This window comes from Vibrio fluvialis, from assembly GCF_900460245.1.
Taxonomy (GTDB): Bacteria; Pseudomonadota; Gammaproteobacteria; order Enterobacterales; family Vibrionaceae; genus Vibrio; species Vibrio fluvialis.
The window spans coordinates 501,020-513,091 of the sequence record NZ_UHIP01000001.1 but is presented as its reverse complement, the minus strand read 5'-3'; the positions used below and the strand labels follow the sequence as shown (position 1 = coordinate 513,091).

10 protein-coding genes are annotated in these 12,072 nt (G+C 52.0%); 5 read left to right on the top strand and 5 right to left on the bottom strand.

Annotated features, from left to right (window positions below; translation table 11 throughout):
- Positions 1–40 precede the first annotated feature (40 nt).
- Positions 41–334, bottom strand: coding sequence for a trp operon repressor (gene trpR / locus DYA43_RS02370; RefSeq protein WP_020332108.1), 294 nt, complete (start codon positions 332–334; stop codon positions 41–43).
- A 55-nt stretch (positions 335–389) separates the two neighbouring features.
- A complete protein-coding gene (sltY, locus tag DYA43_RS02365) occupies positions 390–2,336 on the bottom strand; it encodes a murein transglycosylase (protein ID WP_020430578.1) in 1,947 nt (648 codons plus the stop codon).
- 257 nt (positions 2,337–2,593) lie between these two features.
- Between sltY and ettA the strand changes: the two genes are divergently transcribed.
- Complete coding sequence (gene ettA / locus DYA43_RS02360) at positions 2,594–4,261, top strand: energy-dependent translational throttle protein EttA (protein ID WP_020332105.1); 1,668 nt, start codon at positions 2,594–2,596, stop codon at positions 4,259–4,261.
- 134 nt (positions 4,262–4,395) lie between these two features.
- Positions 4,396–4,773: a PilZ domain-containing protein gene (locus DYA43_RS02355; RefSeq protein ID WP_020332104.1), complete on the top strand. Its 378-nt coding sequence runs from the start codon at positions 4,396–4,398 to the stop codon at positions 4,771–4,773.
- A 51-nt stretch (positions 4,774–4,824) separates the two neighbouring features.
- Here the strand turns inward: DYA43_RS02355 and tyrA are convergent, their stop codons facing one another.
- Positions 4,825–5,952, bottom strand: coding sequence for a bifunctional chorismate mutase/prephenate dehydrogenase (tyrA, locus tag DYA43_RS02350; protein ID WP_020430575.1), 1,128 nt, complete (start codon positions 5,950–5,952; stop codon positions 4,825–4,827).
- A gap of 14 nt (positions 5,953–5,966) precedes the next feature.
- Positions 5,967–7,040: a 3-deoxy-7-phosphoheptulonate synthase gene (locus DYA43_RS02345; RefSeq protein ID WP_047461292.1), complete on the bottom strand. Its 1,074-nt coding sequence runs from the start codon at positions 7,038–7,040 to the stop codon at positions 5,967–5,969.
- A gap of 320 nt (positions 7,041–7,360) precedes the next feature.
- Between DYA43_RS02345 and DYA43_RS02340 the strand changes: the two genes are divergently transcribed.
- Positions 7,361–9,037, top strand: a complete 1,677-nt coding sequence (locus tag DYA43_RS02340; protein ID WP_024373699.1) for a sensor histidine kinase — start codon at positions 7,361–7,363, stop codon at positions 9,035–9,037.
- Positions 9,037–9,753, top strand: coding sequence for a two-component system response regulator BtsR (gene btsR / locus DYA43_RS02335; RefSeq protein WP_020332100.1), 717 nt, complete (start codon positions 9,037–9,039; stop codon positions 9,751–9,753). The genes DYA43_RS02340 and btsR overlap by 1 nt, the downstream gene beginning before the upstream one ends.
- 60 nt (positions 9,754–9,813) lie before the next feature.
- Here btsR and nagZ read toward each other — a convergent pair whose 3' ends face one another.
- Positions 9,814–10,803: a beta-N-acetylhexosaminidase gene (gene nagZ, locus DYA43_RS02330; protein ID WP_020430570.1), complete on the bottom strand. Its 990-nt coding sequence runs from the start codon at positions 10,801–10,803 to the stop codon at positions 9,814–9,816.
- A 136-nt stretch (positions 10,804–10,939) separates the two neighbouring features.
- Between nagZ and DYA43_RS02325 the strand changes: the two genes are divergently transcribed.
- Positions 10,940–12,052, top strand: coding sequence for an anhydro-N-acetylmuramic acid kinase (locus DYA43_RS02325; RefSeq protein ID WP_061056183.1), 1,113 nt, complete (start codon positions 10,940–10,942; stop codon positions 12,050–12,052).
- Positions 12,053–12,072 lie beyond the last annotated feature (20 nt).

Genomic DNA, 12,072 nt, shown 5'->3' with positions numbered 1-12,072 from the left:
GGAACCAAGACAATAAAGCCAGCCCGAAGGCTGGCTTTACTTATTTCAGAATCAACTGACTCAACGTTTCTCTGTCGCTGTCGGAGCGCGACTTCAACTCATTTGAGCCCCGAGTAATCGTCGCGATACCCACGCCCAGCATCTGACTCACCTGGCGCTGTGACATCTCGCCTTTTAACAGTTCGCAGAGAATATTGACCCTGGCCACCAGCGCTTCGCGCTCGTCCGGGGTCATTAACATCGTTAACAGCATCTCATGCTGCCCTTGGTCTGCGGCTTGTTTTACTAATGTCATCAGCTGCGACCAGTCACTGTACTCAGGTTGTTGTGACATGATTGTACTCGTTGAGTGATACATGCCCTCTATTGTAGAGATCACTCAAGCGGAATCAATATTTTGTCTTAACCTCATGCTCATTTAAAAACGCACCATCGACTCCCATCAGGTCCCGATAGTAAGTTTCAAACATCAGAATGTTCTGCACATAGCCACGCGTTTCGGAAAACGGTATGGCTTCAATGAACGCGTAAGCATCCAGTTTGCCATCCGTTTCTTTACGCCAGCGGTCAACCCGCTGCGGGCCGGCGTTGTAGGCGGCAAACGCAAAGATACGGTTGTTGTCGTACTTTTCCAACAAGCTGTTGAGATAGTGACTGCCGATTTCAATGTTCTTGCCCACCTGATACAAATCGTCCGCGTTATCGTAGCTGAGCTGATACTTCTTCGCCGTATAACGCGCCGTGGCTGGCATGATTTGCATGATACCGCGCGCGCCCACAGGCGAACGGGCTTCGCTATCCATTGCACTCTCCTGACGGGCAAGCGACATTAGCATGATCGGGTCAATGCCGTGCTTTTCGCCATAGAAGTTAAACCACCACTGGTGTGCCATCGGAAAGCGCAGCGCCATATTGTCCCACATGCGCGCTGAAATCGATGCGGTGACTGTCAGGTGATGCCAGCTCTTGCTTGCGGCATACGCTGCCAGCATCTCTTTTTCTGCCAGGCTGACGCGGCTCAGCAGCCAGCTCCATTCACTTTTCGCCGCGGCAATTTTGTCACGATCGATCAGCTCCTGAATTCTCACCAGCGAAGTCTGATATGGCTGTACTTTGTTTTGATCAAGCTCCAGCGTCGAAACCGGATACTTCACCGACTGCTGCACCGCTTTGGCGGCTGCGACACTGTAGAAATTGCGCTCGCCCAAAATCGCCTGCAACCGTTTTGCTCCCGCGTCTTGTTGCCCCAGCGCCATTTCACTGCGCCCGAGCCAGTATTGCCAACGTGTCGTCGCTTGCTCCGTGTTCGGTAACTGGCCAATCCAATCAGCAACACCCTGCCAATCGAGATTGCGTAGCGCCACACGGATGCGGGTTTCAATCAAATCAACGTTCTCACTGCCAGCAATCACACCATCACGCCATTGGCGAAGTTCAAGCGGCTCGACATCCATCATTCGCCGCGCAATATACTGACCACTGCGCGCCTGTTGCGAGGCACTCCAGCGCTGAGCGTTGACCACATTGGCCAGCAGACTCTGCGCTTTCAGCACATCAATACGTGCCAGCTTTTCCAGTGCCAGTTCTGCCTGTCGGTGCGCCAGCGCATCTTTCGGATGCCGCTGAGCAAAAGCCACCACGGTTTCTGGCTTGTCGTATAGATCGATCATCTCCTGCGCGATGTTAGCGCTGGCTTTACTATCAAGTTTTTTCACCAAATATTTCATCAGCGCCCGGTTGCGACCTTCAAACGCGAGCACCATACGCTCTAAGACCAGAGCATCCGTTAAACCGCCCTGTTTATCCCAGGCATCAAACAGCGGGTCACACGCATCCGCGACACTGCCACCACTGAGCCACAAACGTTTCGCGCCCGCATACGCTTCGGCACGTTTGCCTGTTTGCAGTTTGGCGTTGTAGTAATAACAGCGGTACGTCTCACCATTGGGTTCATTGGGAGAGAATTGCAACAAGGTTCCCCACTTCTCCTGCTTCGCCAATGCATCCAGATATGGGGCGCTGATGCGGTTGGAAAAGGGGAAATCGTCATGCGTATCGATAAACGCCCGCACCGCGATGGGCGGTTTGGAGCCGAGATCAATCAGAAAACTGCGATAGTCGAGGTAAGGCGTTAATGGATAGTCGGCGATCTTGCGCCGATTCTTTTTAAACGCGTCGACATTTTTATCGTCAAGCCATTGCTGGGCCTGATCGTAGAGATCACGTTGAGCATCCAGATCCAAAGAGCTCGAAAACGCTGTGCCGCTGATCAATGAACTGAACATCAACATTGACGATACAAGACGATGCGGCTTTGAAACCCACCAAAGCGTCATGGCTCTTATTCCTTTAAAGCTAAATTAACCGACGTTCATTACGCTAATTCTAGCGCTAAATGTAAAGCAGCCAGATGTAAACTTGATGTAAATAATGAGACAGAGAATAAAAAGCCAGCATAGGTTGCAAAGTAAGTATTCACTATTTGAGTGCTACATCATTTACGCTGGAAAAGCGCTGGCCCTAGTAACAAATGGCATTGCTTTAGTATAGAATGTCGACTTTATTCTGTTGGAAAGATTAGGAACGATCGGCAATGGCTGAATACGTATATACCATGTCACGGGTGAGCAAAGTTGTGCCACCTAAGCGTCAAATTCTGAAAGACATTTCCCTGAGTTTCTTCCCAGGGGCAAAAATCGGTGTTTTGGGTCTGAACGGTGCGGGTAAATCGACTCTGCTACGTATCATGGCGGGCATCGACACCGATATCGATGGTGAAGCTCGTCCACAACCAGGTCTGAAAGTAGGTTACCTGCCTCAGGAACCTGTGCTGGATGAATCAAAAACCGTTCGCGAAGTGGTTGAAGAAGCTGTCTCTGATGTGGCTGGCGCGCTGAAGCGTCTGGACGAAGTCTACGCGGCATACGCCGAAGACGGTGCAGACTTCGATGCACTGGCTAAAGAGCAAGGCGATCTGGAAGCGCTGATCCAAGCGAAAGATGGCCACAATCTGGAGAACGCGCTGGAGCGTGCAGCTAACGCGCTGCGCCTGCCAGAATGGGATCAGAAAATTGCCCATCTGTCAGGTGGTGAACGCCGCCGTGTCGCTATCTGTCGTCTGTTGCTGGAAAAACCAGACATGCTGTTGCTCGACGAACCAACCAACCACCTGGATGCGGAATCCGTGGCTTGGCTGGAACGCTTCCTGGTTGATTACTCCGGTACTGTTGTGGCCATTACGCACGACCGTTACTTCCTGGACAACGCTGCTGGCTGGATTCTGGAACTTGACCGTGGTGAAGGTATTCCATGGCAAGGTAACTACACCTCTTGGCTAGAGCAAAAAGATGCGCGTCTGCAACAAGAAGCATCTCAAGAAAGCGCTCGTCAAAAGACCATTGAGAAAGAACTCGAGTGGGTTCGTAAAAACCCTAAAGGTCGCCAAGCAAAATCAAAAGCGCGTATGGCTCGCTTTGAAGAACTGCAAAGCACGGATCACCAGAAACGTAACGAGACTAACGAACTGTTCATTCCGCCTGGCGAGCGTCTGGGTGACAAAGTGATCGAAGTGAAGAACCTGAGCAAGTCATTTGACGGCCGCGTTCTGATCGATGACCTGTCATTCAACATGCCAAAAGGTGCGATTGTCGGCATCATCGGTGCCAACGGTGCAGGTAAGTCGACACTATTCAAGATGCTGAGCGGCGTTGAGCAACCCGATTCGGGCACTATCGAAATGGGTGACACCGTCAAACTGGCGTCAGTGGATCAGTTCCGTGATTCAATGAACGACAAGAACACCGTGTTCCAGGAGATCTCGGAAGGCGCAGACATCATCAAGATCAACAACTTTGAAATTCCAGCGCGTGCGTACTGCTCTCGCTTTAACTTCAAAGGTTCGGATCAACAAAAAGTGATCGGCGAACTGTCTGGGGGTGAGCGTAACCGTGTGCACCTGGCGAAACTGCTGAAAGCTGGCGGCAACGTACTGCTGCTCGATGAACCAACCAACGACCTGGACGTAGAAACGCTGCGTGCACTGGAAGAAGCGCTGCTGGAGTTCCCTGGCTGTGCCATGGTTATCTCGCACGACCGTTGGTTCCTCGACCGTATCGCGACCCACATCATTGACTACCGTGATGAAGGTCAGGTTAACTTCTACGAAGGTAACTACAGCGAATACATGGAGTGGCTGAAGAAAACGCTTGGCCCTGAAGCGGCAGAACCACACCGCATCAAATACAAACGTATTTCTAAGTAATTCCACCCCGGAATGTTCAAAGGCCGCTTTAAGCGGCCTTTTTTATTGCCGTGTTTCGCGATCACTCATTCGGTGTAATGTCACTACGTTTGCTATGCTTGAAAAGCTTGACCAGCCAGTAAAGTGAGAACGCTATGATTGAACGTCGCCGATTTTCCCGCATCATCTATCAGGCTCCGGCCACCCTTTTTCAGGGAGACTATCAGCTGGCGACCTGTATTCAGGACTTGTCTTTGCACGGACTGCTGCTTTGGGCGGTCGATGAACCGGATTTAGATCCGGCCCGACTGGTCGATGTCACCTTTCTGTTGCCCGACAGCGACATCAATATCGCGCTGACTGCGCGCCTGATCAGTCAGGATGAACGCATTCTGCGCCTAAAAATCGATCATATTGACATCGACAGCATCAGTCATCTGAAACGTCTGGTCGAGCTCAATGTGGGTAGTGATAGTCTGCTGCATCGCGAGATGGAATATCTGGCCGACTTAGGAGACAGCGAAGCAGAGTAACTGACAGGCGAAAAAAAGCGCTGCCGAAGCAGCGCGAATTACCGGGGGAGATTAGCCTCGATGAATCGAGTCATTTGCTTGTTTTAATAAATTCTGGCTCTCTAGCATGAACTGCTGAGAGTAGTCGCCAAACCATTGGCTGACTTTTTCAAAATTCTGCACAAACCCCTCTTTGTCGTGTTCGGCAATCAGTTTTACGGCTTCACCAAAGTTACGGTAGAAGTGCTGAATCATTTCTACGTTCTCTTCCGACGAGAGAATAATGTCGCCATACAAATTCGGATCCTGACCAAACAGGCGCCCGACCATCGCCAGCTCAAGACGGTAAATCGGAGAACTGAGTTTCAGCAACTGGGCCAGATTCGGGTTCACTTTCGACAGGTGAAGACCGTAAGCGAACGACGTAAAGTGACGCAATGCCTGAATCAGAGTCATGCCGTGATCGTGCTCCGCCGCATCAATCTGGCACAGGCTCGCGCCCCAGATACCAAATTGTTTCAGCAACCACTGATAATGCTCTTCGCCACGACCGTCACAGTACACCACTACCTGCTTCGCCATGCTCGGCACATCCGGACCAAACATCGGATGTAAGCCGACTACCGGGCCTTTGTGCACATTGAGCATGGCTTGCAGCGGTTTAGACTTAATCGACGTCAGGTCGCACAAAATGCAGTCTTCAGGCAGATTGGCCAGTTTTTCAATCACACCCAAGGTGAGGTGAATTGGCACGGTGACCACCACCAAGCCTGCGTCGCTGAGCATTTCATCGGCGCGATCCCAGTCTTTACTGCCCAAGACTTTAACCTGGTAACCTGACAGTCTGAACATGCGACCAAACAGGCCACCCAACTGGCCGTTACCGCCGATGATTACCACCGAACGCAGTTCAGGGTTGAGGCATTTAAAGCCGGAGTCTTTTTCACTGGCGTATGACTCACGCATCGTGCGGCGCAGAATATCTTCAATGAGTTGCGGCGGAACGCCTTTACGCTCAGCTTCTTCACGGCGAGAAGCCAGCATGGCCGCTTCTCGGTCGGGAACATAGATAGGCAGGCCATGTTTACTTTTGACCTCCCCCACCTTCTCCACTAATGCCAGGCGACGAGCCAACAGTTCCACCATCTGCTTGTCGACAGCATCAATCTGATCACGCAATTCATTCAGTTCTACGGCCATGGGCAATCCTTTACTTAACCTTTGAGGCGATTTTCTAAAAATGGAATCAGCTCTTGATGAGCGTGGCGTAATAATGCCTCAGTTGATGCCCAATTAATACACGCATCCGTGATAGACACGCCGTACGCCATTTGATCAAGCGGCAGGTCAGACGACTGGTTACCTTCATTGAGGTGACTTTCAATCATCAAACCGATAATAGACTGATTACCTTCACGAATTTGGTGAATCACATCTTCAGCGACCAGCGGTTGGCGGCGGTAATCTTTACGCGAGTTCGCATGGCTACAATCGACCATCAGTGCAGAATCAAGTCCCACTTTCGCCAGCTCTTCTTCACACTCAGCGACGGACACTGAATCGTAGTTCGTTTGTTTGCCACCGCGCAGAATCACGTGACCATTCGCATTGCCTTGAGTGGTCAGCAGTGCAACCTGACCTTCACGGTTGATTCCCATGAAACGGTGGCTGGATGACGCAGCCTGCATCGCGTTGATGGCGGTCGACAAGCTGCCGTCTGTGCCATTTTTGAAGCCGATTGGCATCGACAGGCCACTGGCCATTTCACGGTGAGTTTGCGATTCCGTGGTACGTGCACCAATCGCAGCCCAGCTGAAGGTATCTGCCAGGTACTGCGGACTGATCGGGTCCAGAGCTTCCGTCGCCAGAGGGATTTCCATCTCAGCCAGTTCCACCAGCAGTTGGCGACCGACATGCAGGCCATGCTCAATATCAAAAGTGCCGTCGAGATGCGGGTCGTTAATCAGCCCTTTCCAGCCCACGGTAGTGCGTGGTTTTTCGAAGTACACACGCATGACGATGTAGAGTTGATCTTTCAGTTGTTCTGACAGTGCTTTCAGGCGCTTGGCGTACTCTTTCGCCGCTTCCACATCGTGGATAGAACACGGGCCACACACAATCAGCAGGCGATGATCACGTTTGTGAATAATGTCTGCGATAGTCTGACGTGATTCACGGATAAAACGGCGCGCGTTGTCACTCAGCGGCAACTTATCCTTGAGTGCATCCGGAGTAATCAGTATCTGTTCATCAACAATGTTGATATCGCTTAATTCACTTTTTTTCATCGCATCACCTGTATAAATTAATTTACACTCACGTTATCTCTGAGCGTTTAAACCGAATAACCAACAAATTAACAGCCTTTAAAAACAATGCAAGTGTAAATTTTAAAAAACATATTGTGTAAAAATTAATTTACACACGTCATTTTCGAATCTTAATACCTAAACTAACGAATGAAGCGTGTTTTATTCGCTCTATCTCCCCTAAAATATCCCTATTCACACCCTTTCTCTGACCTGCCAACCGCAGACCATAGAAAGTGGTGATAAACATGAGGTTGAAGGCCGGGCATTATCGTCACGCACTCAATGAAGAAAGGTATATGGATTTAGTTCTCTCTCTGTTGCAGCAGATGTGTGTGTATCTGGTTCTGGCTTACATGCTGAGCAAGACCCCCATCTTCTTACCGCTGCTCAATATTTCGCGCCGCTTGAACCACAAGCTTAGCGTCTACGTGCTGTTTTCTCTGTTCTGCATCATGGGCACCTACTTTGGTCTGCAAATCAACGATGCGATTGCCAACACGCGGGCGATTGGCGCCGTAATGGGCGGTCTGTTCGGCGGGCCATTCATTGGTTTTGCGGTCGGCTTTACCGGCGGGATTCATCGCTATACGTTAGGTGGCTTTACCGATGTGGCGTGCGCGGTCTCGACTACGGCCGAGGGCATCATCGGCGGCTTGCTGCATACGTATTTGCTGCGCAAAGGCAAAGGCCGTTTGCTGTTCAGCCCCAGCGTGGTGTTTGCCGTCACGCTGTTTGCCGAAATTGTGCAGATGCTGCTTATCTTGTTGATCGCTGAACCGTATGACGAAGCCTACGCGCTGGTCTCCACCATTGCAGCGCCGATGATCATTGCCAACTCTGTCGGCGCGGCGCTTTTCATGAGCATTCTGCAGGATCGTAAAACCATCTTTGAAGAGTACTCCGCCACGTTTTCACGCCGTGCACTGAACATTGCTGAGCGTTCGGTCGGCATTTTAGCCGCGGGGTTTAACCCGCAGAATGCCGAGAAGATAGCGCGCATCGTGTATGAGCAAACCAACGTCGGCGCGGTATCGATTACCGACCGCGAGAAGATTCTCGCCTTCGTGGGCATCGGCGATGATCACCATAAACCCAATACACCAATTTCTTCGCAAAGCACGCTGGATGCCATTGCGCGTAACGCGATTATTTATCTTGATGGCAAAGAGCACCCGTATCAGTGTTCTTTGTCGAAAACCTGTAAACTCGGCTCGGCGCTGATCATTCCGCTCCGCGCAGGTGATCGGGTTATCGGCACCATTAAGCTGTACGAACCGAAACGTAAGCTGTTTTCGACCATCAATATGTCGATGGCCGAGGGTATCGCGCAGATGTTGTCGAGCCAGATTCTGTATGGTGAGTATCAGGAGAAACAGATACTGCTGTCGCGCGCGGAAATCAAACTGCTGCAAGCGCAGGTCAATCCGCACTTTCTGTTTAACGCGCTCAATACCATCAGCGCGGTGATCCGCCGCGATCCCAACAAAGCGCGCGAGCTGATCCAGCATCTGTCGCAGTTTTTTCGCAGCAACCTCAAACAGAACATCGGCACCGTAACGCTCAAAGAAGAGCTGGCGCATGTCAACGCCTACCTGACGATTGAAAAAGCGCGCTTTAGTGACCGCCTTGATGTCGACATCGATATCGACGAGGCGCTGCTGGAGCGCAATGTGCCCAGCTTTACCTTGCAGCCCTTGGTCGAGAACGCCATCAAGCACGGCACGTCCAATCTGCTGGAAGGCGGCAAAGTGCGTATCTACAGTATTGAAGAGGAGCACGGGCACCGGATTGTGGTGGAAGATAACGCTGGCAGCTACCAAGCGCCGAGCGAAGATCATGATGGCCTCGGCATGCAAATTGTTGCCAAACGCCTGACCTACAAATTCGGTGCTGCCTCTGCGCTCAACATCGAAGTGGAACACGATAAATACACGCGAATGAGCTTCCTCATTCCGCATAAAGGAACGTATTAATGTTATCTGCACTGGTCATTGATGACGAGCTCTTCGCTCGGGAAGAACTGACGGAATTGCTGGAAGAGAGCGGCGAAATCGAGGTCATTGGCGAAGCCAACAACGCCATCGAAGGGCTGAAAAAAATCAACCAGCTCAAACCAGAGGTGGTGTTTCTGGATATTCAGATGCCGCAAATCACCGGCATTGAACTGCTGGGTATGCTCGACCCGGACACCATGCCCAAAGTGGTGTTTGTCACTGCCTACGACCAATATGCGCTGCAAGCATTTGAAGATAATGCGTTTGATTACCTGCTCAAACCGATTGACCCGACAAGGCTGGAAAAAACCATTCAGCGCCTGGTGCGCAGCATGAGTAAACCCCAAGACTACTCGGTACTGGCGCCGAGCAACCTCGATCAGGTGCCGTGCATTGGCCTTAACCGCATCGTGATTGTACCGACAATTGATGTCGAGTTTGCCTTCAGCGATATCAGTGGCGTGCACGTGCAAACCCATCAGCAGCGTGCCACCAGCCAGTTAACGCTCAAAATTCTGGAAGAGAAAACGCCTTTGGTGCGCTGCCATCGCCAGTATCTGGTCAACACTAAAGCGATCAAAGAAATCAAATTACTGGAGAACGGGTTGGCAGAGATCATCACCCGCTCGGGGCATCAGGTGCCGGTCAGTCGCCGCTATCTGAAGGAGCTTAAAGAGAAGCTGGGCTTCCACTAGATATTGTCTACTAAGCACTTGCGATGAAAAAGGCTCCCTAGGGAGCCTTTTCTTTGTCGTCTAACTGTGCGCGTCAATCAGACGCTGCATGGCTTGAGAAGCCAGCTTCCAGCGCTCGGTCGCTTTCAGTTCACTGAAGGTGAAATTCTGCTGTTTGAGCAAAGGCAGTGCCTGCGGCACTTCACTGATCGGCAGCTTATCCAGCACCGCTACCGCCGATTCGCGTTTATTGCACATCAGCACCATATCGCAACCGGCATCCAGCGACTGCTGCGCGCGCTCTGCCGGGCCACCCATGATCGCCGCGCCTTCCATGCTCAGATCATCCGAGAACACAATGCCTTTAAAACCCAGTTCCTGACGCAAAACCTGTTTGAGCCAATAGGGAGAACCGCTGGCGGGCTGGGCATCATAGTGCGGATAAATCACGTGTGCTGGCATCATGGCATCCAGAATGCCGGCCTCAATCTGCGCGCGGAAAATCGCCATATCGGCAGCAATGGAATCACGCTCATCGTAAGGTGTTTCCAGATGCGAATCGGCAATCACCGCACCATGGCCGGGAAAGTGTTTACCTGTGGTTGCCATACCGACAGATTTCATCCCGCGCATGTAAGCGCTGCTGTAAGTCAGTACGCTTTGCACATCATCGCCAAAGGCGCGGTTGCCAATCGCACGGCAGTCAAAGCCTTTATCCAGTACGGGCGCAAAGCTGAGATCGATATCGTGCGCGATCAGTTCCGCCGCCATCAACCAGCCACCATCTTCGGCCAACTGCTCGCCATTGTCGCTGCGCGCGTAGAGTTGCGCCGCGGGGATCTTACTGAAACCGTCACGAAAACGCTGCACGCGGCCGCCTTCCTGATCCACACCAATCAGGATCGGACGCTTCGCCGCCTGACGAATCGCTTTGTTCAGCGCCAGTAACTGCTGGTTGTCGTGGTAGTTACGAGCAAACAGAATGACACCGCCAACGGTAGGATGCGCCAGTATTTCGCGGTCTTCCGCCGTCAGTTCACAACCTTCGACGTCTAGCCATAACGGTCCCATTTTTTCCCCTTAATTCATCAAGATGGATTGTCAAAATTTGTCACAGCAAATGAGGTTATTCAGTTTGTTTTTCAATTACAATGAGTTTTAAGGACTTAGCCCTCGGAAACGAGAAATCTGACAATCGGATAACAGAATGACTGAACGCGAACTGTACATAGGTATCATGTCCGGCACCAGCATGGACGGCGTCGACACGGCGCTGGTCGCCCTGACGGGTAATCAGATTGAACTGCTGGCACACGATTTTCTGCCGATGCCTGCTGACCTCAAACAGCGCCTATTGGCGGTATGTCTGGGCCAGGAAACCAATTTGCAAGAGATTGGCACGCTGGATCACTTGCTCGGTCATCTGTATGCCGATGCGGTGTTCAAGCTGCTTGAGCACAGCGGCCATCACGCCAGTCAGATTCGCGCGCTAGGTAACCACGGTCAGACCGTGTTCCACCAGCCAAACGGCGATACGCCGTTCACCCTGCAAATTGGCGACGCCAATATTCTTGCTGTACGCACGGGCATTACCACCGTGGCGGATTTTCGTCGTAAAGACATCGCGCTGGGTGGCCAGGGCGCGCCACTGGTGCCAGCGTTCCATCGCACGATTTTTGATGTGCGCGATTCCAGCGTGGTGGTGCTCAATATCGGCGGCATCGCCAACGTGTCGGTACTCAAACCCGGCGGTAACGTGATTGGTTATGATACCGGCCCCGGTAACGTATTGATGGATGGCTGGTGCCAGCGCCACATTGGTCAGGCTTATGACAGCAATGGTGATTGGGCACGCAGCGGAAAACTCGATACCGCGCTGCTCACCACGCTGCTGAATGACGACTATTTTACTAAACCTGCGCCAAAAAGTACCGGGCGCGAATGGTTCAACCTGCCATGGCTGGACAACAAACTGGCCGCTCACGATGCCTCTGCCATCGATGTGCAGCGTACCCTGTGTGAACTCACCGCACGCAGCATCGCCAATGATGTGCAGTGCTTTGCTCAAGGTCCGGCACCTGAGCTTTTGGTGTGCGGCGGCGGCGCGCAAAACGCGCTGTTAATGGAGCGATTACAATCCTTGCTGCCGGGGTGGCAAGTGGCTCCGACCACCGCCAAAGGCGTCGATGGCGATTATATGGAAGCGATGGCGTTTGCCTGGCTGGCGCAACGCCGCATGCACAATCTGCCGAGCAATCTTCCCAGCGTCACTGGCGCCGCACGCTTTACCTCACTCGGTGTGATTTATCCGGCCGACTAGGCCACGCTTTGTATTTTTGA

What these genes read in the sequence shown, in the direction of transcription:
- trpR (WP_020332108.1), bottom strand. Translation starts at nt 334, where the DNA reads ATGTCACAACAACCTGAGTACAGTGACTGGTCGCAGCTGATGACATTA.
- sltY (WP_020430578.1), bottom strand. Translation starts at nt 2,336, where the DNA reads ATGACGCTTTGGTGGGTTTCAAAGCCGCATCGTCTTGTATCGTCAATG.
- ettA (WP_020332105.1), top strand. Translation starts at nt 2,594, where the DNA reads ATGGCTGAATACGTATATACCATGTCACGGGTGAGCAAAGTTGTGCCA.
- DYA43_RS02355 (WP_020332104.1), top strand. Translation starts at nt 4,396, where the DNA reads ATGATTGAACGTCGCCGATTTTCCCGCATCATCTATCAGGCTCCGGCC.
- tyrA (WP_020430575.1), bottom strand. Translation starts at nt 5,952, where the DNA reads ATGGCCGTAGAACTGAATGAATTGCGTGATCAGATTGATGCTGTCGAC.
- DYA43_RS02345 (WP_047461292.1), bottom strand. Translation starts at nt 7,040, where the DNA reads ATGAAAAAAAGTGAATTAAGCGATATCAACATTGTTGATGAACAGATA.
- DYA43_RS02340 (WP_024373699.1), top strand. Translation starts at nt 7,361, where the DNA reads ATGGATTTAGTTCTCTCTCTGTTGCAGCAGATGTGTGTGTATCTGGTT.
- btsR (WP_020332100.1), top strand. Translation starts at nt 9,037, where the DNA reads ATGTTATCTGCACTGGTCATTGATGACGAGCTCTTCGCTCGGGAAGAA.
- nagZ (WP_020430570.1), bottom strand. Translation starts at nt 10,803, where the DNA reads ATGGGACCGTTATGGCTAGACGTCGAAGGTTGTGAACTGACGGCGGAA.
- DYA43_RS02325 (WP_061056183.1), top strand. Translation starts at nt 10,940, where the DNA reads ATGACTGAACGCGAACTGTACATAGGTATCATGTCCGGCACCAGCATG.